At 73.5% G+C, this 23,678-nt stretch carries 22 protein-coding genes, 1 tRNA gene and 1 pseudogene; 5 read left to right on the forward strand and 19 right to left on the reverse strand.

The window, feature by feature from the left end; genetic code table 11:
• Positions 1 to 388 precede the first annotated feature (388 nt).
• The 4 genes from ABTZ91_RS30215 to ABTZ91_RS30230 form a co-directional block, all read right to left on the reverse strand.
• A complete protein-coding gene (locus tag ABTZ91_RS30215; protein WP_352080489.1) occupies positions 389 to 2,086 on the reverse strand; it encodes a S8 family serine peptidase in 1,698 nt (565 codons plus the stop codon).
• A gap of 490 nt (positions 2,087 to 2,576) precedes the next feature.
• Entirely contained in the window at positions 2,577 to 3,425 is an 849-nt protein-coding gene (locus ABTZ91_RS30220; RefSeq protein WP_352080405.1) for a GNAT family N-acetyltransferase, read from the reverse strand.
• 178 nt (positions 3,426 to 3,603) lie between these two features.
• Positions 3,604 to 3,891 carry a hypothetical protein gene (locus ABTZ91_RS30225; protein WP_352080406.1) on the reverse strand — a complete coding sequence of 96 codons (288 nt, stop codon included), beginning with the start codon at positions 3,889 to 3,891 and terminating at the stop codon, positions 3,604 to 3,606.
• Entirely contained in the window at positions 3,888 to 4,211 is a 324-nt protein-coding gene (locus ABTZ91_RS30230) for a hypothetical protein (RefSeq protein WP_352080407.1), read from the reverse strand. Before ABTZ91_RS30230 ends, ABTZ91_RS30225 begins: the two co-directional genes overlap by 4 nt.
• A 155-nt stretch (positions 4,212 to 4,366) precedes the next feature.
• Between ABTZ91_RS30230 and ABTZ91_RS30235 the strand changes: the two genes are divergently transcribed.
• Entirely contained in the window at positions 4,367 to 4,894 is a 528-nt protein-coding gene (locus ABTZ91_RS30235; RefSeq protein ID WP_352080408.1) for a DUF6584 family protein, read from the forward strand.
• A gap of 127 nt (positions 4,895 to 5,021) precedes the next feature.
• On the opposite strand, the gene ABTZ91_RS30240 is transcribed toward ABTZ91_RS30235, so the two are convergent.
• The 5 genes from ABTZ91_RS30240 to ABTZ91_RS30260 form a co-directional block, all read right to left on the reverse strand.
• A complete protein-coding gene (locus tag ABTZ91_RS30240; RefSeq protein WP_352080409.1) occupies positions 5,022 to 5,921 on the reverse strand; it encodes a hypothetical protein in 900 nt (299 codons plus the stop codon).
• On the reverse strand, positions 5,918 to 6,922 hold the full coding sequence (locus ABTZ91_RS30245) for an SPFH domain-containing protein (RefSeq protein ID WP_352080410.1): 1,005 nt from the start codon (positions 6,920 to 6,922) through the stop codon (positions 5,918 to 5,920). Before ABTZ91_RS30245 ends, ABTZ91_RS30240 begins: the two co-directional genes overlap by 4 nt.
• Positions 6,923 to 6,973: 51 nt before the next feature.
• Positions 6,974 to 7,423, reverse strand: coding sequence for a hypothetical protein (locus tag ABTZ91_RS30250; RefSeq protein WP_352080411.1), 450 nt, complete (start codon positions 7,421 to 7,423; stop codon positions 6,974 to 6,976).
• A gap of 183 nt (positions 7,424 to 7,606) precedes the next feature.
• Positions 7,607 to 8,731 carry a hypothetical protein gene (locus tag ABTZ91_RS30255; RefSeq protein WP_352080412.1) on the reverse strand — a complete coding sequence of 375 codons (1,125 nt, stop codon included), beginning with the start codon at positions 8,729 to 8,731 and terminating at the stop codon, positions 7,607 to 7,609.
• Positions 8,728 to 9,546: a phosphatase PAP2 family protein gene (locus tag ABTZ91_RS30260; RefSeq protein WP_352080413.1), complete on the reverse strand. Its 819-nt coding sequence runs from the start codon at positions 9,544 to 9,546 to the stop codon at positions 8,728 to 8,730. The genes ABTZ91_RS30255 and ABTZ91_RS30260 overlap by 4 nt, the downstream gene beginning before the upstream one ends.
• Positions 9,547 to 9,713: 167 nt before the next feature.
• On the opposite strand from ABTZ91_RS30260, the gene ABTZ91_RS30265 reads away from it, so the two are divergent.
• The 3 genes from ABTZ91_RS30265 to ABTZ91_RS30275 all read left to right on the forward strand — a co-directional run bounded on the left by ABTZ91_RS30265 (position 9,714) and on the right by ABTZ91_RS30275 (position 12,511).
• Positions 9,714 to 10,397: a TetR/AcrR family transcriptional regulator gene (locus tag ABTZ91_RS30265; protein ID WP_352080414.1), complete on the forward strand. Its 684-nt coding sequence runs from the start codon at positions 9,714 to 9,716 to the stop codon at positions 10,395 to 10,397.
• Positions 10,398 to 10,628: 231 nt separating this feature from the next.
• A complete protein-coding gene (locus tag ABTZ91_RS30270; protein ID WP_352080415.1) occupies positions 10,629 to 11,006 on the forward strand; it encodes a DUF488 family protein in 378 nt (125 codons plus the stop codon).
• A 254-nt stretch (positions 11,007 to 11,260) separates the two neighbouring features.
• The gene (locus ABTZ91_RS30275; RefSeq protein ID WP_352080490.1) at positions 11,261 to 12,511 is read left to right on the forward strand and encodes a cytochrome P450; all 1,251 of its coding nucleotides are present in this window, start codon (positions 11,261 to 11,263) and stop codon (positions 12,509 to 12,511) included.
• On the opposite strand, the gene ABTZ91_RS30280 is transcribed toward ABTZ91_RS30275, so the two are convergent.
• On the reverse strand, positions 12,501 to 13,034 hold the full coding sequence (locus ABTZ91_RS30280) for a DUF309 domain-containing protein (protein WP_352080416.1): 534 nt from the start codon (positions 13,032 to 13,034) through the stop codon (positions 12,501 to 12,503). The genes ABTZ91_RS30275 and ABTZ91_RS30280 overlap by 11 nt on opposite strands.
• Before the next feature lie 115 nt (positions 13,035 to 13,149).
• Between ABTZ91_RS30280 and ABTZ91_RS30285 the strand changes: the two genes are divergently transcribed.
• A tRNA-Pro gene (locus ABTZ91_RS30285) sits at positions 13,150 to 13,223 on the forward strand.
• Between the two features lie 336 nt (positions 13,224 to 13,559).
• On the opposite strand, the gene ABTZ91_RS30290 is transcribed toward ABTZ91_RS30285, so the two are convergent.
• From ABTZ91_RS30290 to ABTZ91_RS30330, 9 genes and pseudogenes are all read right to left on the reverse strand, one after another.
• Complete coding sequence (locus tag ABTZ91_RS30290) at positions 13,560 to 14,594, reverse strand: MASE1 domain-containing protein (RefSeq protein ID WP_407078061.1); 1,035 nt, start codon at positions 14,592 to 14,594, stop codon at positions 13,560 to 13,562.
• 192 nt (positions 14,595 to 14,786) lie between these two features.
• Positions 14,787 to 15,629 carry a PP2C family protein-serine/threonine phosphatase gene (locus ABTZ91_RS30295; RefSeq protein ID WP_352080418.1) on the reverse strand — a complete coding sequence of 281 codons (843 nt, stop codon included), beginning with the start codon at positions 15,627 to 15,629 and terminating at the stop codon, positions 14,787 to 14,789.
• Positions 15,630 to 16,026: 397 nt separating this feature from the next.
• Positions 16,027 to 17,304: an MFS transporter gene (locus ABTZ91_RS30300; RefSeq protein ID WP_352080491.1), complete on the reverse strand. Its 1,278-nt coding sequence runs from the start codon at positions 17,302 to 17,304 to the stop codon at positions 16,027 to 16,029.
• Positions 17,305 to 17,354: 50 nt separating this feature from the next.
• Positions 17,355 to 18,515 carry a PLP-dependent cysteine synthase family protein gene (locus ABTZ91_RS30305; protein ID WP_352080419.1) on the reverse strand — a complete coding sequence of 387 codons (1,161 nt, stop codon included), beginning with the start codon at positions 18,513 to 18,515 and terminating at the stop codon, positions 17,355 to 17,357.
• 80 nt (positions 18,516 to 18,595) lie between these two features.
• On the reverse strand, positions 18,596 to 18,994 hold the full coding sequence (locus tag ABTZ91_RS30310; RefSeq protein WP_352080420.1) for a hypothetical protein: 399 nt from the start codon (positions 18,992 to 18,994) through the stop codon (positions 18,596 to 18,598).
• 763 nt (positions 18,995 to 19,757) lie between these two features.
• Positions 19,758 to 20,567, reverse strand: a complete 810-nt coding sequence (locus tag ABTZ91_RS30315) for an SGNH/GDSL hydrolase family protein (RefSeq protein ID WP_352080421.1) — start codon at positions 20,565 to 20,567, stop codon at positions 19,758 to 19,760.
• 301 nt (positions 20,568 to 20,868) lie between these two features.
• Positions 20,869 to 22,154: pseudogene (locus ABTZ91_RS30320) on the reverse strand (MFS transporter).
• 81 nt (positions 22,155 to 22,235) lie between these two features.
• Positions 22,236 to 22,766, reverse strand: a complete 531-nt coding sequence (locus ABTZ91_RS30325; RefSeq protein ID WP_352080422.1) for a carboxymuconolactone decarboxylase family protein — start codon at positions 22,764 to 22,766, stop codon at positions 22,236 to 22,238.
• 43 nt (positions 22,767 to 22,809) lie between these two features.
• Positions 22,810 to 23,655 carry a hypothetical protein gene (locus ABTZ91_RS30330; protein ID WP_352080423.1) on the reverse strand — a complete coding sequence of 282 codons (846 nt, stop codon included), beginning with the start codon at positions 23,653 to 23,655 and terminating at the stop codon, positions 22,810 to 22,812.
• Positions 23,656 to 23,678 lie beyond the last annotated feature (23 nt).

Consider the following 23,678-nt stretch of genomic DNA (forward strand, 5'->3'; position numbering starts at 1 on the left):
GGACGGCGAACTCCCCCGCGTACGGATACAGGGCGAAGTGCGCGCTCGCCCGTCCGGTGTTGCGGAGGGTGACGGAGACCTGACCGTCCTCGACCGCGTTCGAGTCGGGAGAGGAGTTCCTCCCGGCCCACCGGCGCAGGCCGGAGAGGCACTGTCGTCATAGGTCCACCACCCTCCGGCACTCGGGCCCCGGCCCATGAGCCCCGTTGCGCAGAGAATACGGAGGAGATCGCCCCCGTCCAGGCCCTGTGTCCGGCATACGGACAGCGGTCCCCGGTCAACAGTGCGTGGCCGACACACGGAAGCGCCCGTGGTGTAGACCACGGGCGCTTCGCTGACCAGCGAAAACGCTGGTGTGGGGGGTGGGTCGGACAAGAATCCGGGTGGATCAGAAGGTCAGGCTCCACGAGTCGATGTAGCCGGTGTCACCCGAGGCCACATCGCGGACCTGGAGCTTCCAGGTGCCGTTGGCGACCTCGCTCGACGCGTCCACCGTGTAGGTGGCCAGGACGTTGTCGGCGCTGTCGGAGGAGGAGGACTGCTTCAGGTTGCGCACGGTGCCGTCGGGGGCGACCAGGTCGATGACGAGGTCACCGCGCCAGGTGTGCTTGATGTCCACGTCGACCTTGAGGGTGGCCGGGGCGTTGCCGGTGAGGCCGGTGACCGCGATGGACGACGCCACGGTGGTGTTGTCCGAGATCGTCACGTTGTTCGCGTTGGTGAAGGTGTTGCCGGCCGGCGGCGTGGTGGAGGTCACCGCGTTCACCGTCTTGGCGGCGTCGGCGATGCCGGCGCCGCAGCCGCCGGTGCAGGTGCCGGGCAGCGGACGGGCGTTGGTCTTGATCGCGGACTCGATGTCGGCCGGGGTCAGGGTCGGCTTGACCGACTCCAGCAGGGCGGCGAGGCCGGCGATGTGCGGGGCCGCCATCGAGGTGCCCTGGTAAGGCTTGTAGTTCTCGGTCGACTGGACGGTCGTGCCGGAGTTCAGCGTGGAGTAGATGCCGTTCTCGGGCGTGGTCACCGTGCCGGGCGTGTCGGTCGCGCGACGGGTCTCGCCGCCGGGCGCCGAGATGTCCACGATGGTGCCGTAGTTGGAGTAGTACGACCGGTTGCCCTCACGGCTGGTCGACGCCACGCTGATGACGTTCGAGCAGTTCGCGGGCGTGAAGCCGGAGGTGTTGGCGTTGCTGTTGCCCGCGGCGACGACGACCGTGGCACCGCGCGAGACGGCGCCGTTGATCGCGGTCTGGTAGACGCTCGGGCAGGTGGAGCTGGCGCCGCCGAGGCTCAGGTTGATGACCTTGGCCGGGGTCGCGTTCGCCGGGACGCCCGGCACGGAGCCGCCGGAGGCCCAGGTGATCGCGTCGGCGATGTCGGAGGACGAGCCGCCGCACTTGCCGAGGACCCGCACGTGCTGGACCTTCGAGCCGTACGCGATGCCGGCGATGCCCTTGGTGTTGTTGGTGACCGCGCCGATGGTGCCGGCCACGTGGGTGCCGTGCCAGGAGGAGTTGGAGGCCCGGGAGCCGGTGCCGCACTCGCCGTCGGTGGCGTTCCAGTCGCCCTCGTCCTTGGCGTCCGCGTCACGGCCGCTGCCGTCGCGGGCGTCGGCGGAGGAGGAGATGAAGTCGTAACCGGCGACGGTGTTGGCCGCCAGGTCCGAGTGGGCGGCGTAGCCGGTGTCGATGACGGCGACGGTGACGCCCGAGCCGGTCGTCTTGTCCCAGGCGGCAGGAACGTTCATGCCACCGGTGGGCTCGAAGAGGTCCCACTGCTTCGCGTAGTCGGTGTCGTTCGGGGTCACGGCCATCGCGTAGGCGCGGATGTCGGGCTCCACCGAGGCGACCTGCGGGTCGGCCTTGAAGGCCGCCATGACCTCGGCCACGTCCTGCTTGGTCGCGGAACCACCCAGGTCCACCAGCGCGGCACCGCCGGCCAGGCGACGCTCGAAGGAGAGCTTCTCGCCCGTCTTGGTGGCCTTCTCGGCCGTGTCGGTCTTGGCGGCGGCGTTGGAGCCCGCCTCGGCGGACGAGGACTTGTAGGTGACGATGACCTTCTCGACGGGGGCGCTGGGAAGCGCGGTCATCGCCTGGGAAGCCGGTGCGGGCTTCGGGGTTGCAGCGGCCGGGACGGCGGCGAACGCCCCGGAGGTGGTGGCAGCGGCACCGAGGATCGCGGCGCTCGCAACCACCACGGATATGACTCTCCGCCTGGAACCGTTCAAGGTGTGGCCCTTTCGAGTACGACGTGTGTGGAGCAGTGGCGGCGGCGCGGGAAAACGGGGCGAAGTGGGGTCGCGTACCGCTGTTCCCTGGGCGTGGGGGGCCCGTGCGCCGCCACCGGCGCGACGGCCCGGGTCAAGGCCGCCCCCGGCGACACTACCCATCCCTTCTCATGCACCTGACAGGTGGGGGAGGGGTTGGGATCCGCCGGTGCGGCAGACAGTAGGGAAATCCGAGGTGAACTGGATACGGGGAAAACCCTTGTCCCCCCGGGAGGGTGGGAGGGGGAGGGGAGGGGGCACGCTTTGCGGGCCGCTCGAAGAGCCGCGCGGGGCGGGCCTCGGGCCCGGCGGCTCAGCCCAGTTCGAGGGTGGTCACACCGAAGACGCGTTCCCGGGCGAACGGGCGGATCGGGCCCGTGTACATGCGGGCCGTCTCGAAGGTCGGCTCAAGGCCACGGGACTCGGCGAGCCGGGCCGCGGCCGGGTTGGACTCCGGCATGTCGACGGCGATCCGGGGCGCGCCGAAGGCGCGGGCCTCCGCGGCCAGGGCGTCGAGGAGGGCGGCCGCGTCGGCGGGCGTGTCCGCGAACAGCGGACCGATGCGCGCCTCCTGCTCGGCCGGCCGCACGACTCCGTAACCGGTGGCGCGCCCGTTGGTGAGCCGGACCAGGGCACGGTGGCCGGGTGTCGTCAGCCAGGACCGCAGGAAGCGGGGGCGGTCGGCGGGGTGACAGGCGCTGTCGTACGCGGCGATTTCGGCCGGATCCACCCGTTCCGCGGCGACCACGCCGGTCACCGGCCGGTCGGGAAGCGGCACTTCGCCCACGTATCGGGCGGTTCGGTACGCGGAGGCGAAGCCCGAACGCCGGTAGTTGTCCTGCTGCGCCGGCACCCCGTCCAGCCCCACCGTCCGCCCGCCCGCGTGCGCCAGCGCGGCCCGCCAGGTCGCGAGGCCGTGACCGAGGCCGCGCAGATCGGGCCGTACGAGATAGAAGCCCAGGAAGGCGTAGTCGTCGCCATAGTTCACGACCGAGATCGCGGAGACGGGCTCCCCGTCGATCCGCCCCAGGAAGAACCCCTCCGGATCCTGCGTGAAGAACGCCCCCGCATCGGCCACCCCAGGATTCCACCCCTCCGCCGCTGCCCACGCGCGGACCAGCGCCCAGTCCTGGAGGGAGGCGCGGGAGACATGGAGGGCCATGAGGGTCCCTTCGGGCGACGGCTGCGACGGGCGACGGGGGAGACGAGCGCGGCGAGCATAAACCGCCCCGCCCGCCCCACCGGAACCGCGCCGTCACTTTCCAGCCGCCCCGGACGGGGGCGGCGGACACCTGCTCCGTGCGGCCCCCTCCGCCGGCCCCTCAAGGGCGCTCGCGGGGTCAGGGGCCCGCGACGAGGAACAGGACCTCCACCTGACCCGGTCGGCCCTCGGCCGGGTCGTGCACGCGGTACAGGAGCGTGACGGTGATGCCGGTGTCGGCGGCCGGCGCCGTGGCGACGCGGCGGAGTTCGGCGGTGCGCAGCGGCTCTCTGCGGGACTCGGCGGGGCGTGGATCCTCGGCGAGGGCGGCCAGGGCGTCGTGCAGGGCCCGGCGCCCGCCCGGGGAGAGGTGGGCGATCTCGGAGTAGAGATTGCGACGGACGACGACGATCCAGCGGTCCGTCACCGGGCGGATCCCTTGTCGAGTTCGGCGAACAGGTCGTCGACGGTCATCGTCTCCGCCTCTCCGTCGAGACCGGCGCGGATCGCGTCCTGGACCTCGGGCCGGGTGCGCAGGGCCACCAGCTGCCGTGCCTGCGCGATCACGGCGTGGTGCTCGCCCCCGAAACGGGCCGTCTGCAGCCTCGCGTCGAAGGCGACCAGTTCGGCGGGGTCGACGACGGCGAGGGCCGCCCGGAGCTCGGCCAGCGTCTGCGGGCCCTCATGGGCCTCGATCCGGTACGGATTGGCGTAGGCGGGACCGGGCTCGTGCGGCAGGGCGCTCATGGTGTGCCTCCTCGTCTCGTACGGCTCCACGGTACGGGGGCCGCAACGCCGGCGGGAGGGGTCGTGCCGGGGAAGAACGGCCCGGGGCCGGGGCGGTCGGCCGACCGGCGAAAACCCGGTCGACGCAGGTCGGTGTGGTGACCGATGCTGCGTTCATGCCTCTGCGAGAGACCCTTGCCCGCGTCGACGCCGACCTGGCCGCGGGCCGCGTTCCCCTCGCGCGCCGGCGCCTGCGCGGTCTCGTCTCGTCCTTCCCGCACGACCTGACGCTGCGTCGCCGGCTGGCCGAGGTGTACCGGCTCTACGGCGACGCCGCCGAGGCCGGACGCTGGACGTACCTCGAAGAGGACCGGAGCGCCGACGAGACCGCCGCCTTCGAGGAGCGCTACGGGGCTCCCCACCGGCGGATGAGGGCCCTCGCCTGGCGCGGCCCCGAGGCGAAGGCCGCCACCGCCTTCGCCCGCGCGCAGCTGGCCGCCGTACGGACCGCCTGCGCCGAGGAGCTCGGGCATCCCGTCGACTGGGACGACCCCGCCTCCTACCGGGACGGCCCGGAGCAGGCGTACGAGGCACCCGCCGAGCCGTGGACGGTCGGCGGCGTGCTCGCCGGCGCCGGCTGCCTCCTGGCCGTCCTCGCGTTCCTCGCGGTCTGGGTGAACGGAGTCGTGGCCCTGTTCGACTGACCCGGCCCCGCTCGGCCTTCCGGCCGGTGCCTTCGTGCCGCTGTACGCGGGGCGGATCCAGCCGCTCAAGGGGCCGGACGTGCCGGTGCGGCCACCGGGTCGGAGCGGACCGTCCGCCCGGTCGGTCTCACCCCACCAGGCGGAGCCCCGCCCCCGCCACCCCCACCCGCACCGACTGCCCCCACGTCAGTTCCAGCGCGTCCGACTCCATGCCGTCGCCGAAGGCGACCAGGCGGTCCGACTCGACCACGAGCCGGAGGGTGTCGTCGTCGGCGAGGAGGCCCTCGACGCGGGAGGTGCCGGTGGTGGGGGAGGGCCAGGCCTCGCGGACGGTCCAGGCGAGGCGGGAGTCGGTCGCGGCGGGCAGGGGGAGCCGGCTGGAGCGTTGGGTCCACAGGGAGCGGAGCCAGCCCGTGGCCCCCGTTCCCGTGCCGACGAGCACGCCCGAGGACGCCTGCGCCTCGGGCGGGGCGGCGGGGGCGTGCAGGGTGTAGCGGGCGGTCTGGTGGCCGGGCGGCCCGACGTAGATCTCGTTGAGGGCGAGCAGCCGCTGCCCGTCGTCGGTGACCGCCTCCGCCATGGTGAGCAGGTCCACCCCCGTCCGCGCCGCCCCCGCCACGACGGACCGCAGCAGCCGCCCCGCGTCCCCGGGCCGGTGGCGGACCAGGACGCCCGGATTGCGCCCCGGGTCGCTGTCGATGCCGACGACCGGCTGGCCCGTCAGATACTTGGCCGCGTTCGCCACGAGTCCGTCCTGCCCCACGACCACGACCACGTCCTCGGGCCCGAAGAGGAAGCGGTCGAGGTCGGCCCGTTCGACCCGGGCCTGCCGCCACCGCAGCGGCACCGCGCCCGCCACCTCGGCGAGCGCCCGCACGGTCCGCTCGTGCCGCTCGCGCACCTCGTCGAGGGAGCCGCCCCGCGCCGACAGGTGAAAGGCGGCCTGCCCGCGCGTCCCGTGCCGGGCCAGCAACTCCTCGTACTCCGTGGTCCGGTGGACGATCACCGCCCGCGGCGCCAGGCTCACCGCTCCGCACCGCCGCCCAGCCGGGCGAGCAGCCCGGTCAGCACGTCCGGGGACAGCGTCAGATGCCCGATCCTCGGCAGCTGCTCCGCCGCCTTGGTCGCCGCCAGTGCGTGCAGGGTCGCCGGCGCGACCTCCGCGTGCGCCCGCAGCCACGCCGTCTGCGCCTCCGCGCGCGCCGCGCCGACCTCACGGGCCGCCGCCGCCTCGGCGCGGGCGAGCCGTACCGTACGGGAGGCCTCGGCCTCGGCCCGTACCGCGTCGGCCGCCGCGGACTCCTCCGCCTCCCGGCGCGCGTTGGTGCCGCGCTGGTCGACCAGCCGTTCCTCCTGCCGGGCCAGCTCGATCTTGCTGGCGAGCTCGTTCTCGGCGATGGTCCGTTCCCGCTCCACGGCGACCGCCCGGCGCTCGTACGTGGCCCGGTCGGCCTCCTGCTGGATCTGCTCGCGGGCGGGGGTGCGCAGGGCGCGCTCCACCTCCGGCTCGGGGCGCAGGGCCACCACCCGCACCGTCACCACCTCGATGCCCGTGCCGGGCAGTCGCGGTTCCGCCGCGAGCCCGGCCGCGATCCGGTCCCGTACCGCTCCCACCCCGTCGACCAGCGCCTCCGCGAGCGGGATCCGGGCGAGGACGGCGAGGGCGTGCTGCTGGGCGGTCTCGGTCAGGAGCGTGGCGATCTGCTCCAGCGGCGCGCCGCGCCAGGCCCCGGTGTCCGGGTCGACGGAGAAGTCGAGCCGGGTCGCCGCCGCGCCGGGATCGGCGATGCGGTACGTGACGGTCGACTGGACGCTCACGTCCTGGAAGTCCGCGGTCCGGGCGTGGAAGGCCACCGCCAGCTCGCGGTCGTCGACCGGCACCTCCGAGAGCGCCGCCGAGAGGGGGCGGAACCAGAAGCTGAGCCCGGTGCCGTCGTGCACGAGCCGTCCGCGCCGCTGGTGGCGGATGTGGGCGGTGGGCGCGGAGCGCAGATGGCGCCAGCCGGCCCGCCGGGTGATGTCGGCCATGGGACCTCCCCTTGTCGTCACTGTGACGATAGAAGGATCCCCTCCTTTTCGTCAAGGTGACGAAATAGAGGTGTCCCGGGTCCGGTCCGGCCCCACGCCGTGCAGGCGGGCGGAGACGTCCTCGTGGGCGGGTCGCCGCAGCGCGAGCAGGACCGGCTCGTAGAGGATCGTGTACGCCACGGTCGCCTCGATCGCCTCCTCCAGGCCCGGGTGCTCCCCCAGTGCCGTGCACTCCTCCTCCGCGATCGGGCGCAGCGCCTCCGCGTACCGTCTGATGTCGTCCCTCCCGCTGCGGTAGCCGAGCGCGCGCATGCTGACGACGGCCCGGACGAGGGAAGCGAGCGCGGGCGCCTCGTCGTTGACCCGCCGGCCGAGCTCCGCCAGAAGCCCGCGCATCTCGGCGAAGACCTCGTCCCACAGCTCCCGCTCGGGGTCCCGCTCGTCCGGCGGCTCGACGTGCGGGCCGAGCAGGTACGGGGCGACGCCCAGCCGTTCGTGCATCGGCGCCGTCCACGGCCACGAACCGGCCGTCCCGCGCGCGACGGGCGGCCACGAGCCCTCCACCGACCCCGTCTACGCCGCCCCACTGCGGGCCGACGACGGCCCCCGGGCCGCGTCCTGATTCGCCGACGGGGACCGAGCGGCGGCTAGCGGGCGGGCTCGGGTACGGGGGCCGAGTGGCCGCTAGCGGGCGGGCTCGGGTACGGGGGCTGGCGGGGCGGTCGGTAGGGGAGCCGTTACGGGGGCGGGTTCTGCGGCCGGGAGAGGTGCGGGCGCGGGGGCGGGGACGGGCGCGGTGCGGGGTGGACTCTCCCCGCCCCCCGGCTCCGGCCCGAGCCCGGTCGTCAGGAGCACCACCCCGCGCGCCGCGACCAGCGACGCGGCGGCGGCGACCGCCCAGCCCCAGGTGCCCGCCCGGAAGGTCTCGCCGAGCAGGGCGACGCCGATGACCGCGGCGGCGGCCGGGTTGGAGAGGTTGACCACCGCGAGCGGGGCGGCGAGCTGCCCGCCCCGGTAGGCGGCCTGGGAGAGCAGCAGGCCGCCCACCGCGAACGCGGCGATCAGGACCGCGAGCAGCGCCGTCTGCCACCAGCCCGTCGGTCCGCCGGGCAGGTCGCGGGCGAGCGCGGCGGTGAAGGTCTGGGTGAGCGCCGAGCCGACCCCGGAGGCAACCCCGGACGCCGTCGCGTGCCCGAGTCCCCGGCCAAGGCCCTGACTCCGGCCCCGGCCCAGGCCCTGACTCCGGGCCGGGCTCTGACCCTGACTCCGACCCTGGTCCAGCCCCTGACTCCGGCCCCGGCCCGGACCGCGACCCCGACCCCCGGCGGCCGTGCCCGCGTCAGCCCTGCCCCGCCCGGCCAGCAGGCCGATGAGCAGCAGTGTGGCCGCCGTGACGATCAGGGCCTCGCGCAGGTCCAGCGCCTCGCCGGGCGCCGGCGGGCCGGTCACCGCGACGAGCCCGACCAGGCCCACCAGGGTCCAGGCCGCGCCGCGCCACTCGGCCCGGGTGACCCGGCGGTGCGCCCCGTACGCGCCGATCGGCAGCGCCGCCACCAGCGTCAGCGCGCCGAGCGGCTGGACGAGGGTGAGCGGTCCGTAGTGCAGGGCGGCGACGTGGGCGAGCGCGCCGGCGGCGTTCAGGCCCACCGCCCACCACCACTGCGGGCGGGCGAGCAGCCGCCGCAGTGCCCCGCGTCCGCCGGTCGACGCGGAGGCGAGCCGGGACTGGGCGACGGCGGCGAGGGCGTATCCGGCGGCCGAGAGGAGCGAGAGGAGGACCGCGGCGACGGTCCCGGCGGCGGCGCTCACCGCAGCGCCCCGGCGGTCGCGGCGGCCGTGGCCGGGGTGAGCGGCGGCAGTGGTCGCGCGTCGTCGGGCCGGCGGCGGTGCGGTGCCGGTACGAGGAGCAGGGCGAGCGCGAGCAGGGCGGCGGCGGCCAGCGCGTCGAGCCAGTAGTGGTTGGCGGTGCCCACGATGACGAGCAGGGTCACCACCGGGTGCAGCAGCCACAGCGCGCGCCCGCGCGACCGCGTGGCCGCGATCAGCCCGATCGCGAGCATCAGCGCCCAGCCGAAGTGCAGCGAGGGCATCGCCGCGAACTGGTTCGCCATCGAGTCGGTCTGCGGCGTGGCTCCGTACACCGACGGCCCGTAGATCCGGGCGGTGTCGATCAGACGGCTCTCGGCGAGCATCCGGGGCGGCGCGAGCGGCAGCAGTAGGTGCAGCGCGAGCGCGGCGGCGGTGAGCAGGGCGAGGACCCGGCGCGACCAGACGTAGTGCGCGGGGCGCCGCCAGTAGAGCCAGGCGAGGAAGAGGAGCGTGGCCGGGAAGTGCACGGCCGCGTAGTACGTGTTCGCGGCGCGGACCAGGCCCTCGCCGTGCAGCAGCAGCTGCTGGATCGCGCCCTCGCCGGGCAGGTGCACCGCCCGCTCGGCGTCCCAGACGCGGTCCGCGTTGTGGAAGGCCCGGGTCTCGTGACCGTTGGCGAAGAGCCGGCCGAACTTGTAGACGAGGAAGAGTGCCGTGACGAGCAGCAGCTCGCGCACGAGCGGTGGTCTGGGGGTAGCCGTCGCCCCCGGTCCTGCAGGACGTGATCTTCGTATCCCGCGTATCCCGGCAGCCATGGCGCGGCCCCTTTTTTCGTCACATCCGACATCAAACGGACGAACTCTAGATCCGATCTCATCGAGACGCAAGCGTCTCGATACGTTTGCGTCTCGATTGTGGACCCCCTACTCTCGGATGTGCGAAGAGGGGGCCGCTGGGGTACGGGGTGTCCGGGAGGAAATCGATGTCGACGCAGGCCGCGACCGCCGCCGCCCGGCGCAGCAAGCTCACGCCCGAACGCGAGGCCGAGCTGTACGAGGCGGTCATCTGCCTGCTGCGCGAGGGCGGCTACGACTCCGTCACCATGGAGGGCGTCGCCGCCCGCACCAAGTGCGGCAAAGCCACCCTCTACCGCCAGTGGGGCACCAAGCCCCGCCTCGTCACCGCCGCCCTCGACAAGCACCGCTGCCCCGTCTTCACCGGCATCGACACCGGCTCCCTCGCCGGTGACCTGCGCGAGGCGGCCCGCGCCGCCGCGTCCCGGCGCGAGCGCGACGCCGAGCTCATGGAGGCGGTCAGCCAGGCGTACATCCAGCACCCCGACCTCCGCGCCGCCCTGCGCGAGACCGTCCTCGAACCGGAGGTCGCCGCGCTCGACCGGATGCTGGCGCGGGCCGTCGAACGCGGCGAGATCGACGCCGCCAACCCGGCGATCGACTTCGTCGCCCCGTGCTTCCTCGGCATGCTCCGCATCGAGCGCATCTTCGAGGACCGGTTCACGGACGCGGCCACCCTGCGCACCTTCGTGGACGCGGTACTGCTGCCCGCGCTGGGCGCGCGGCCGGCCACCGACGCGGTGGGGACGCGCCGGGAGCCCGCCGGTGACGCGGTGCGGACCCACCCGGACCCACCCGGAGCCGGCCGCTGAGCCGGGGCTGTCGCTCGGGGAAGCCGCCGATGACACCGCACTGGCGGATGCGGAAGCCGCCGACGGCACCGAGGAGTGAGGCTCGAGGAGTCAGGCTCGAGGAGTGAACCCCGAGGGGTGCATCCCGGGGTGTGAAGCCCGAGGTTGAAGCCCGGGGTGTGAAGCCCGAAGCTGAGGCCGGGGTGTGAATCCCGAGGTGTGAAGCCCGGGAGCCTCCGGCACCCTGGAGCCATGCCCCCCACCTCACCGTCCCCCGTCCGGGTCCGCGTGCGGCGGATCTACGAGCCGCCCGAGCCCGACGACGGGCTGCGGGTGCTCGTCGACCGGCTCTGGCCGCGCGGCGTCTCCAAGGCCGACGCGCACGTCGACGCCTGGCCCAAGGACCTCACCCCCTCGACCGAGCTGCGCCGCTGGTACCACGGGCCCGAGGGGCAGTACGAGGAGTTCCGCCGCCGGTACGAGCGCGAGCTCGCCGAACCGGCCGCCGCCGAGGCGCTCGCGGACCTGCGCTCCCGCGCCGCCGAGGGCCCGGTCACCCTCCTCACCGCGGCCAAGGACCCCTCGCACAGTCACGCCACCGTCCTCACGGAGGTCCTGGAGGCGTCGTGACCCCACCCGGCGGCCCACCCGGCGGCCCCCCGTCGCCCCCACCCTGTCGCCTCGGTCCGGCCGCCCCTTCCCGTGCCTTTCCCGCCACCTCTCCGCAGGGCCCTGTTCACCCACGCGCGGCCCCTTCACCATGGCCGCATCCGACCGCGACCGCGAGGAGGGACCACGTGGACCCGGCCCAGCACGCAGAACAGGCCGACGAACGGGGCCCGGCACAGGCCCCGGCACCGGAGCGGGCGCACGTCCAGGAGGCGCTGCTGAAACGTCACGCCGTGCTCGACGAGCTCCAGCGCGACCCCTACCCGCTCTACGCGCGGGCGCGCAGCCACCCCGGCCTCACCTACGTCCCCGCCCTCGAATCCTGGCTGGTCTCCCGGGACGCCGACATCCGCGAGGTGCTGCTGCGGCCCCAGGACTTCTCCTCCGTTCAGGCCCTGCGCCCCGACGTCCGGCCCTCACCCGCCGCCCTCGCCGTCCTCGACGGCGGCTTCGCGCCCCGGCCCACCGTCGTCTCCACCGACGGCCCCGCCCACCGCCGCCACCGCGCCCCGCTCACCGGCGGCCTGTCCACCGCCCGGGTGGCCGCCCTCACCCCGTACGTCACCCGGCAGGCCGAGGCCCTCGCCGAAGCGTTCGCCGACACCGTCGCCGCGCACGGCCAGGCCGACCTCATGACCCGCTACGCCCGCGTCCTGCCCGGCAGGGTGATCGGCCGGCTCCTCGGCCTCGACCCGGCGGACCTGCCGGCCGCCGTCCACGGCTCGTACAGCGCCGAACGGCTCCTCTTCCGCCCGCTCCCCGAGCGCGACCAGATCGCCGCGGCCCGGGACGTCCTCGCCCTCCAGCACCTGCTCGACCGCTACGCACGCGACCGCCGCACCCGGCCGCGCGACGACCTGGTCACCGCCCTCGTCACCGCCCTGGCCCCCGACTCCGGACTCGGTCCCGGCCCGCGCGGACTGACCGACGATCAGCGCTGCGAACTGGTCTCCAACCTCCAGAACCTGCTCATCGCCGGCCACCTCACCACCACCGCCCTCATCGGCACCACGGTGCTCCACCTGCTGCGCCACCGCGGGCAGTGGGAACTGCTGCGCACCCGGCCCGAGCTCATACCGGCCGCCGTCGAGGAGGCGGCCCGCTACGACAGTCCCGTCCAGGGCTTCCGCCGGACCACCACCCGGCCCGTCGTCCTCGCCGGCACCGAACTGCCCGCGGGCGCCACCGTCTTCGTCGCGTACGGCTCCGCCAACCGCGACCCGGCCCGCCACCGGGACCCCGACGCCTTCGACATCACCCGGCCCCCGCCCCGGCCCCGCCACCTCGCCTTCGGGCACGGCCCGCACGGCTGCCCCGGCTCGGCGCTGGCCCGCCTCCAAGTCCACGCCACCCTGGCGGCGTTGACCCGACTGCTCCCCGACCTGCGGCCCGTCGACGACCGCCCCGTCCCGATGCGGCCCACCTTCATCCACCGCTCGCCCGAGGAACTCCTCCTCACCCGCTGACCCGCAGCCGCGGCGCCTCCGCCCCGGCGTCCGGCACCCCGCCGCCCGCCTCCACACGGGCGGCCAGCTCCCGCGCCCACGCCACGACCCCGGCCACATCGATCCCGTACACCTCCGCGCCGCCCCGCGCGTACTCCTCGACCCGCCCGGCCCCGCGCCGCAGCAACCGCGCCCCGCCCGTGGCGTTCCCGCGCGCCGCGTGCGTCAGCCCGACGGCCAGCTGCGCCAGCCCCTGCCACAGATCCCGCTCACCGGCGGGCCCCGACTTCCAGGCGTCCTCGAACACCTCGTGCGCGTGGAACGGCATCCCGGCGTCGAGCAGCCGCTGCGCCTCCCCGACGGTCCCGTCCGGCCCCCGCACCACCCCCTCCGGCTGCCGCGCCACCCCCTTCGCCCCGTAGGGCAACGGCCGCCCCAGCCCGTCCCGCGGCCGCGCACTCCGCGCCCGCCCCTCCCCGTCCCGGTCCCTGCGCATGTCCCTGTCCTCGTCCCTGTCCCGGTCCGAGCCCGTGTCCCTGTCCACCCGTCCATTGTCCGCCGCCGCCCCGGTGACACCCCGTGTGCTGATCCACCCCGTGAAGTGAGGTAATGTTCTCTTGCACGCCGCCGCGGGGGACGACCCCGGGACGGACGAGCAACGGGACGTGGCGCAGCTTGGTAGCGCACTTGACTGGGGGTCAAGGGGTCGCAGGTTCAAATCCTGTCGTCCCGACTGTGCGGAAACGCAGGTCGGAGGCCGTTCTCTCATCCATGGGAGGGCGGCCTTTCGTGCGTCCGAGGGCGCGGTGCCGCAGTGTGGTCGCATGCCCGGGCCGGGGCTCCGTGTGCCCCTGCTTCACATGGGCCGAACCGGCGGAACACCAGGACGAGACGCCGTGGCAGAGTCGCATCGCCCACCTGGTGAACGCCCCCCGGCACCGGCTCCGACGCCGCTTCTGTTCGACCGCCGCCCACGCGACGTCGGAGATTTCCCGGCCTCCCCCGGACCAACGACCCGATCGTGAGCGCCGCAGCCACCGTTGAGTGGAACCGTCACGGACACGGAGGGTCATGGATCCCGGAGGCCGCCGGGTGGGGTCGGCCGGCTCTCGGAGGACTCGGGCGGGGGCCCGGCGGGGGGACCCGGCGGGGGCTCGCCCGCCGCGAGGTGCTCCAGGACCTTCGCCAGTTCCTCGCAGGCGCGACGCACCGAACGGCGGGTCGCACGCTGCTCGGTGATGACGGAGGCGAGGAGCAGGGCGGTCAGGGCGGCGGAACCGTTGAACGTCTGGAGCTTGACCATGCTCTCGACGTCCGACAGGTGCAAGAACGTGCCCTGGTCGGAGGTCGCCACGAAGGTGGCGAATACGGACGCGAAGAGCGCGCACAGCACGCTGCCGGCGAGCTGGAAGCGGAGCGCCGCCCAGACCAGCAGGGGGAAGACGAGGAAGAGCAGGCCCATCGGGCTGAGCACGGCCAGGGGGACGAGAACCAGGGTCGTCAGCCCCAGAAGGGCCGCCTCCTTCCAGCGCCGTACCCGGAGCCGTCCGGCCGGCCCCGCGACGACGAGCAGGAGCGGAGCGACGAGCAGAACCCCCATCGTGTCGCCCGCCCACCAGGCCAGCCACACGGCCCAGAACTCGCTCCTGTCCAGGGAGCCTGTCACCACCTGTAGCCCGACCCCCGCGGTCGCGCTGATCAGCATGGCGCTGAACCCCCCGAGGAAGATCAGTGACAGTCCGTCCCGCAGCCGGGCCATGTCAAGCCGGAAGCCGACCCGTCTCAGCAGCAGGAAGGCGCAGAGCGGCGCGACGGTGTTGCTCACCACGGTGACTGCTGTGGTGGGCCCAGGCGTGGTGAGGGAGGCGATGACGAGGAAGGAGCCGAGGGCGATCCCGGGCCAGACCCGCGTGCCGAACAGCAGCAGGGCTGCGACGGCGACGCCGGTGGGCGGCCAGATGGGTGTGGCCACCACGCCTTCGACGACGAGGCGGCCCAGCAGGCCGAGCCGACCGGCCGCGTAGTAGCAGACCGCCACGGCCAGCGAGATCAGCGCCGCCTCGGTAAAGGGCCGGAACTGCCGAATAACGAACACGCCAGCCATGAGACACCGGCCGGGCCGCCATGACCGGGCAAGGACCCCCTGCGTGTCGGGCGCCGCCGTACGGGACGAGTCCGGACCGGCCGGTGGAGTCGGGCCCGGCCCGAGGTGTGGCCCGAACCGGGTCGGGCCGACCCTGGGACGAGTCCCTTCACCCCTCGACCGTCGGCCGGGCCGACCCTGGAACGAGTCCCTTCACCCCCCGACCGTCGGCCGGGCGGGACCGCCGTCATGGCCGACGACCAGGACGGCTGCGTCGTCCTCGTGCCCCACCGTGGCCGCCAGCTTCATGACGGCGGTGGCGAGCGCGTCGACGTCCAGCCCGGCGACGGCGGTGAGCCCGGCGAGCCTCGTCACCCGGTCCAGACCCTCGTCGACGTGGAGCGAGGGCCCCTCCACCACCCCGTCGGTCAGGAGGACGAAGACACCGTCGGCGGTGAGCCGGTGGCACGTGGCCGGATAGTCGACGCCGCGGAGCACACCGAGCGGAGGCCCGCCCTCGCTGTCGTCGATGCCGGAGCGGCCGTCGCTGGTGGCCCAGATGTGGGGGATGTGACCGGCCCGGGCGCACTCCAGGGTGCCCGCAGCGGGGTCGAGCCGTAGGAAGGTGCAGGTGGCGAAGAGATCGGCGCCCAGAGAGACCAGCAGGTCGTTGGTGCGACCGAGCAGCTCTCCCGGGTCTCCGCTGACGGAGGCCAGCGCGCGCAGTGCCACGCGGACCTGTCCCATGAAGGCGGCGGCCTCGATGTTGTGCCCCTGGACGTCACCGATGGACATGCCGATCCGCCCGCCGGGCAGGGCGAAGGCGTCGTACCAATCACCGCCCACGTTGAGCCCGTGGTTGGCGGGCTCATAGCGGACGGCCAGCCGGGCGCCCGGAAAACTGGGCAGGTCCGAGGGCAGCATGCCGCGCTGCAGGGCCACGGCGAGCTCGACACGGGAACGCTGGGTCTCGGCCAGCTCCCGAGCCTTGGCGGTCAGCGACCCGAGCCGGACCAGAAGATCCTCGCTGTCGTCGGCCTGCCGTCTGCGGAACATCGATCACTCCGACGTCACGACAATCCTCGTATCACTCCGTCCCCCCTCCAGCACGCGGGAGCTCAGGGGACCACCTCGGTACGAACAGGTCCTTCCCCACTCTGCCCGGAGGGCACGACGCCCGCATCTCATCGACCCCGCACCCCGACCCGAAGGCGCCGCCAGGAGATCGCGGCCCGGATCCGGGCGCCCCTCCGCGGGATCCTGGAGGCGGTTCTGGCGTGCCCCCTGAGCCCCGACGACGGCACGGACGGGTCGGTTGTGCTGGATGACGGCCCTCAGCTAGTACCGCCGTGGTGCACAGCGAGATCCGCCCGGGGGACGCCCGAAATCCAGACACGGCGGCATGAGGAGCGGGGCCCAGGAGGCCCCCGCTCCTGATGCCGCGGGGAGCGGGTCAGACGGTCAGGGGCCGCGCACCGGACGTCGCCGGAGGCGCGGCGAGCCGGCCGGTCCTGTGCAGGCGGTGGAGCGCCGCCGTGCAGGCCAGGCCCAGCACCGTGAGCGCGAGCCAGGGCAGCGCCGGCATGCCGGCCTTGCGGGCCGCGTCGAGCGCCGCACCCGTCAGCAGGTTGCCGAGCGTGATGCCCACCCCGCAGATGGTGTTGTAGAGGCCGTAGTGCGTGGCGACCAGACGGTCACCCGAGAGCCGGACGATGGTGTCCATCTCGAAGGGGTACGCGATCATCGTCCCGACCGCGAGGAGCAGCGCCGCCAGCGTCGGGGGTACGGCCGCCAGCAGCCGGAGGCCGACGCCCCCGTCCGGCACGGGCACGACCGTGGCGGCGAGGAGCGGCAGGAACGCCGCACCCATCGTGAGCAGGCCCCAGGTGAGCGCGCGGCCCGGCTCCATCCGGGCCTTGCACCAGGCCGTCACCTTGGTCTGGAACAGGATCGTGGTGAGCCCCGACACGGCGAACAGGACGGCCACGGCCGCTGTGCCGAACGTCCCCTCGCCGCCGAGCCGCCGCACTTCCAGCGGGAGCGCCAGATAGACCTGGAAGGACAGGACGTACGAGCCGATCATGGCCACCGAGAAGAGCAGGAAGGGCCGGTTGGAGACGATGCCCCGCCACTCGGCGAGGACGCCGGTCCCGGCCTTCCCCCTCGTCCCGGCTTTCCCCGTCGTCTCGGCTTTCCCCGTCGTCTCGGTCGCCCGGCGCGCGGGCAGGGCGCGGATCTGCACCACACTGAGCACGGCGAAGGTGCCGGCGGCGACCAGGCAGGTGATGCGGAAGTCCACGCCGGTCAGCACCATGCCCACCAGGGGGCCGAGCAGGATGCCCGCCTGGTAGAAGACGTTGAACAGTGCGAACGCCTCGACCCGGCGCTCGCCCGAGTCGAGTGCGAGGTACGCGCGCGTGGCGGGGTTGAACAGGGCGCCGGCCAGGCCGGTCGCGGCGGAGGCCGCGATCAGGGCGGGCACGGAGTCCACCAGGCCCAGGGTCGCGAAGCCGAGGGTGCGCAGGACGAGGCCGGCGACGATCATCGGTTTGTAGCCGAGCCGGTCCGCGAGCGTGCCGCCGACGAGGAACATGCCCTGCTGGCTGAAGTTGCGGACGCCGAGGATCAGGCCGACCAGCCAGCCCGCGAGCCCGAGTGGCCCGGCCAGGTGTGCGGCGAGGTAGGGCATCAGCATGTAGAAGCCGAGGTTGATGGTGAACTGGTTCACCATCAGCAGTCGCACGCCGCGTTCGTACGAACGGAACCCGGAGAAGGCGTTCTTCACCGGTCCCGCTCCTCGGTGGCGTCCGAAGCCTCGGCATCGGCGGCCGGCGTGGGCTCACCGGCGGCCGGCGTGGGCTCGCCGCCGGCGAGCGTGAGCGGGTCGACCACGGTGGTGCACCGGGTCCAGCGGGTGACCTCCTTCTCGTCGAGGCTGCCGATGATCTCCGGCTCGGACGCGGGCGGGTTGTCGAGCAGGCCGTGGGCGGCGCAGTAGTCGTCGTCGTACACCGTGCCGAGGTACCGCTGGGGTCCGTCGGGGAAGACGGCGGCGATCCGGGTCTGCTCCGGCATGGTGCGGGCGAGCCAGCCGGCGACCAGGGCGACGGCGCCGACGCTCCAGCCGCCGGTGGCGTAGTGGGAGCCGGCGAGCCGGCGGCAGGCCCACACCGCCTCGCTCGGGGCCACCCAGTGCACCTCGCTGAACTGGTCGTAGGCGACGTTGCGGGGGTAGATGCTGGACCCCAGTCCGCGCATCAGCCGCGGCCGGGCGGGCTGGCCGAAGATCGTCGAGCCGATGGTGTCGACGCCGACCACGGTCAGGCCGGGATACAGCCGGCGCAGCACGCGGGAGACGCCGGCCGAGTGCCCGCCGGTGCCGACGCTGCACACCAGGACGTCGATGTGGCCCAGTTCGGTGGCGAGTTCGAGGGCGAGCGGTGTGTACGCGGTGGTGTTGTCCGGGTTGTTGTACTGGTCCGGGCACCAGGAGCCGGGGTGCCGCGCGAGGAGCTGGGTGACGCGGTCTCGGCGGGCCTGCTGCCAGCCGCCGGTGGGATGCGGCTCGGCGACGACGTTGACCTGGGCGCCGTACGCGGTGAGGAGCCGGGTCATGGACAGTTCCAGGCCCGGATCGGTGACGAGGGTGACCGGATGGCCGTAGACCATGCCGGCCAGGGCGAGACCGAGGCCGAGCGTGCCGCTGGTGGACTCGATGATGCGGGCGCCGGGGCGCAGGTCGCCGCGGGCGCGGGCCCGTTCGACCATGTGCAGCCCGGGGCGGTCCTTGATGCCGCCGGGGTTGAAGCCTTCCAGCTTGGCCCAGAAACCGCGGCCCGCGGGGGCGAGCGGCTCCGAGACGTGGAGCAGGGGAGTGTTGCCCACCAGCCCCGACAGGGCGGAGCGGCTGGAGGGCGTGACGTCGGTGGTCGAGGAATGCATGTTCCGCTCTCGTTTCGTGGTGCGCGTCAGGAGGCCGTTCGGAAGCGGCCGCGGAGTTCACGGCTCGCGGGCGAAACGGCCTACACGCGCCACGTGCAGACTCTGATCTGCGTCGAGCGGCCGGTGTCGGCTATGGCCCGTCGGGGTCCGGCGGATGCCGAGAGCTGGAGACGGGCGGGGACGGGGCTGCCGTCGAAGGACGGAACCAGCGCGGCGGCGTCCACCTCGCCCTGCGTGGCGGCGACGGACTGGGGAGCGAGGCCGGGCGTGGCGCAGTCGGTTCCGTGGTGGTGGTGAGGGTGACGGGGGCCCGGTTCCCGGGTGCGGTCGAGGCTCCAGCTGACCGTCGCGGCCGCGGTGACTCGACCGGTGGTGTCCCCGGGGACGGAGCCGCCGAGTGAGGGGAAGCAGAGGGCTGCCGAGATCAGCAGTGCGCCGATGACAGCGGCGAACAGGGAGGTGTGGGTGGGGCGTCGCACGGTTCCTCCGGGCGGTGTGTACCGTCTCGGACCTGGGTGGCAGGAGGGAGCGGTACCCGGGAGAGATCAGGGGGCAGAACGCGTCGGCTGTTCCCGTCGGGGCGCGGTGGCGCGCGGGCCGGCGGGGAGACGGACTACACCTGGAGGACTGGTGAGGTTCTGGTGACGGGGGCAGAAGGAGCCGTGCTCGTCGGCAACTCCGTGACGGCTTGAGCGCGGTCACCCGTGTGGCAGATCCCGGTGGACTGAGGCGACGGGCAGGGGGTGCCCGGCGCCGGCGTTGCCTGCGACGGCATCGGCGAGCACTCGTGGCCCGGATGCGCCGGTGCGGGGGCGCCGGATGCCGCGTCGGTCTGGAGGGCGGCGGCCACCACCGGTGCGGGTGAGGTGAATCGGGCGTCGTTGTGCAGGTCGACCCCGTGTCCCGCGAGGAGACCGAACAGAAGCGCGGCCATGCCGAGCAGCCGCCACAGACCCGCCGTCAGGCGGGCATGGGCAGCACCTGCGCGCGGCCGGGCTGTAATCACGCCGTTATCTTAAACGCACATTCGGCGGGGATCGGAATCCGATCCGATACATGGCGCGAACAAGTCGCGGAAAAACTCGGCCGGTTGTCCGATTTTCTCCACCGGGTTTCGAAACGGGGTTGGGGGATCCCTGTGGCGATCCGGCAGAAGTGGCCGCTCACCAGCACTTCTCTGCGGCTCGGACGCCCGGGTGCGATGGCGTCGAATGACGGAGCGGCGGCCCGGCCATCGGGACGTCAGAGAGGCAGAAGTTCTGGACGCTTCGGTTTCAGGACTTCGGTCGAGTTCTTGCCGAGCAGGTGCTGCCCGAGCCAGGGCAGGAAGTGCTGCTTGGCCCACCGCAGATCCTGGAGCCGCTCCGGCTGCCGCGCCGACTGCCACTCCGGCTTCCGCGCAAGGGACTGCCGGGCGCCCGCGCCGGCTCCGTGACGTACCGGAGCCAGTCCGAGGACCTCGGCGGCCCGCCGGGCCACGTGCTCGTGGCCCTCGGACGACAGATGCAGGCGGTCCTCGCTCCAGGCGAGCGGATGCTGGAGGGGCTTCATCGACCACAGGTCGACCAGCGGGCAACCGTGCCGGTGGGCGATGGCGTGGACGTGCGCCGTGTAGGTGGCGATCTTTCCCCGCAGCCGGCGCAGCACGGGCGTGTTCCGTGGGTCGAAGCCGGTGAAGACCAGCACCGTGCCCGCGTGGGCGCCGAGCTCGACCACGGCTTCCTCGAACCGTTCGGTGATGCGGTCCACGGAACTCCCGAACCGCAGGATGTCGTTGCCGCCGGCGCAGAAACTCACCAGGTCCGGTCGCAGGTCGGCCACCCGGGGCACCTGCTCCGCGATGATCTCGTCGATGACCCGGCCCCGGACGGCGAGGTTGGCGTAGCGGAACGGTGCGGGTGCGCGGCGGGCCAGCAGGCCGGCCAGGCGATCGGCCCACCCGACGATGGCGCCGTCCGACGTCTCGTCGCCCAGTCCCTCGGTGAAACTGTCCCCGAGAGCGACGAAGGAGCCGATCGCGGCTCGGCCGGACTCGCTCTGCTCGTGGACCACCTTGCCCGCCTCCCGTCCCGTCGAATGTCCCGAGGAGCCGACAGGACCGGGCAAGCGCGGCGGCACCGTCGGGCGGTCGGGGGATGGCCCGCCCGTCCGTGCCTGCGCCTGCGGGCCTTGCCCGGTCCTGGCCTTCGGGGCTCGATCTCCGTGCCGCCGGATGCCGAGCCAGGAAGAATCCTGGCCCGGCGACGGCCGCCCGCCAAGCGATTCCGCTTGCGTCTCCACGCGATGGCGCAATGACGCCATACTCAGGCGGGACGGTACGGCGCCGAGGGCAGCCCGTGCTGTACGGGGAGCCTCACGCGGCCTTGGCCAGGGTGGACCGGTCCGTGGTGGGCGCGTGCCGGGCGGGCGTCGCGCCTCCGGTCGTCGCCGCTCGTCGTTCGTGGCGCGGCCACAGGACGAGGGCTCCGACGGTCCCCGCGCCGGCAAGGGCCGTGAGGACGGACCAGGTGAGGGCGAAGCCGGCGTTCGTGCCGAGCCACCCGGCGAGGGGATACGTGATCAGCCAGGCCAGGTGCGACAGGGAGAACTGGGCCGCGAACGCCTCGGGGATCGCGTTCCGCTCCACGGAGGCGCGGAGAACCTTGCCGGTCGGGGTGATGACCAGCGCCATGCCGATGCCGATCACGGCCCAGATGATCGCCGTACCGGTCCAGCCGGCGAGGCCCGCCACGGTGAGCGCCACCGCGGCGGTCATGGCGCCGACGAGGATCGCGGCACCGGTCGTCATGACGGTGCGGGCGGCGATCTTGTCGAGGACGCGGGGCAGTACGAGCGCGGCCAGGAGGGTTCCGGTGCCGGAGGCGGCGAGGATCCACGCGACGTGCGACTGCGAGCCGCCGAGCTCGTCCCGGACGTAGTTGACGGTGTTCACGACGACGATCGAGCCCGCGGCCGCGACCACGAGGTTGAGGGCCATGACGCCGCGCAGCCGCGGCGTCCTGAGGAACGTCCTGATCCCCGCTGCCGCCTTGTGCCATGCCGTGGTGTGGGTGCTGGGCCGGGCGTCGGGGACGCGTGTCCCCAGGACGAGCAGGGCGGAGAGGAGGAATCCGGCGGAGGTGCCCAGGAACAGCCGGTCGAAGCTCATGAAGCTCAGGGCGACGGCTGCCAGTACGGGGCTGAGCAGGCTCTCCATGGTGGAGGCGTGGTGGAGGCGACCTGGGAGGCGGAGAGGGCCCGCGTGTAATCGGACTCGTCGGTGACGATGTCGGGGATGACGGCCTGGAAGGTCGGGGTGAATGCCGCGGAGGCGGCCTGGAGCAGGCCGACCAGGACGTAGATGTGCCAGACCTCGGTGACCAGCGGCAGTGCCAGCACCACGACGCCGCGGATCGCGTCGAGGACGACCAGGAAGGTTCTGCGGGGAAGCCGGTCGACGTACGCGGCGGCCAGCGGGGCGATGAGCACGTACATGACCATCTTGACGGTCAGCGCGGTGCCGAGGACCGTCCCGGCGCGCGGTCCGGCGAGGTCGTAGGCGAGCAGTCCGAGGGCCACGGTGGTCAGTCCGGTCCCGAACAGGGCGATGACCTGGGCGCTGAAGAGGCGGCGGTAGTCGCGGAGGGCGAACAGACGCATGGCGGGTTCCTTCCGTGTCCATGCGGCGGGGCACGGCCCCGGGGTGGCGGCCGCGCCCCGCGAGTACAGGCGGGGGCGTCTCTACGCACCGGTGTCGCTCCCCGGTGTCAGGCCGGCGAGCAGGTTGAAGGCGCCGGTGAGGATGTTGAGCGCGACGACGCCGACGACGTCGGCTATCGCCCGGTCGCTGTAGCCGTGCTCACGGAGCGCGCCGAGCTGTTCGTCGGTGATCGACGTCGGCTCGCGGTAGACCTGGAGGGCGAGGCCGATGATCGCCGCGATCGCGGGATCGGCCGAGGTGCCCGCGTGGGCGCGCTCGATCTCTTCCTCGTCCACTCCCATGGCGCGGGCGGCACCGACGTGCGCGTCGAGGCAGAGCCCGCAGCCCTGGAGCGCCTGGACGGCGATCGAGATCCGTTCGCTGATTTTGCGGTCGAGTTTGGCTCGTCCCATGGCTCTGCTCAGCTGGAGGTACCCACCCAGGACGGCCGGTGAGTGCGCCATCGTGGAGACCATGTCACCGATCTGGCCGTGCCGGGAGACCAGGTCGGCGAGCAGGTCGCGCGACGCGCCGACCGCCGTGTCGGGCGTGAGTCGGGTCAGGCGGGGCATGACGTTCCTTCCGGTGCGGGGCTGTGCGTTCCGTTCATGCCGGTCAGTGGTGTGCGTGGTGGCCGTGGTGTGCCTGGTGACCGTCGTGGTGGCCCTCGTGCGCGGGCGCGGCAGCCGCCGAGGCGGTCCGCACGGTGAAGTCGGCCGTCCGGACGACACCGTCGTGCTGGAAGTCCAGGTACAGGCGGTACGTGCCGGCCGAAGGCGCGACCGCCATGAAGGCGATCTCGGGGCCGGGGGCGGTGGTGCCGTCGCCGGGGTGGCCCTCCGGGTGGACGTGGAGGTAGCCCAGGTCACCGACGCGCAGGGCCACGAGGTGCCCGTACGCGGCCAGGTAGGGCTGCAGGTCGGTGACGGGGCGGCCGTCCCGGCTGACGGTGAGGGTCAGTTCGCTCGCCTCGCCGGGCACGAGGTCGCCGTCGAGCGTGACGGTGTACGCGCCGAGCCGGGTGGTGCGGGTGGCCTCGGGCAGGGGCCGCGGCTCGTACGGTCCGGCGACCGCGACGTCGATCCCCAGCGTCAGGGTCTCGTCGTGGCCCGCCGGGTGGATGTCGGTGAAGAACCTCCAGTCTCCCGGCTCCAGGGCCAGTTCGGTGCTCCAGGTGCCCTTCTCGTCCCGCACCGGGTGCACGTGCTGGAAGCCGGACGTGTCACGCCGGACGGCGATGAAGTGCAGCTCCTTCTCGTGTTCCGGGACGAACTCGGTCACCGCCCGCCCATCGGGACCGATCACCCGGAAGCCGACCGGCTGCACGCCGGCGGTGCGGATCGTCGAGTCGAGCTCGAGGGTGTACCCGTCCTGGGAGACCGAAAGGCCGCCGGGCAGAGCTGCGCCGTGGCTGCCGTGGCTGTCGTGGTCGGTGTGGTGGTGGCCGGAGTGGTTCTTCATGGCGGTCTCCCCTGGGGTGATGC

Source organism: Streptomyces sp. NPDC126499, assembly GCF_040302485.1.
GTDB lineage: Bacteria > Actinomycetota > Actinomycetes > Streptomycetales > Streptomycetaceae > Streptomyces.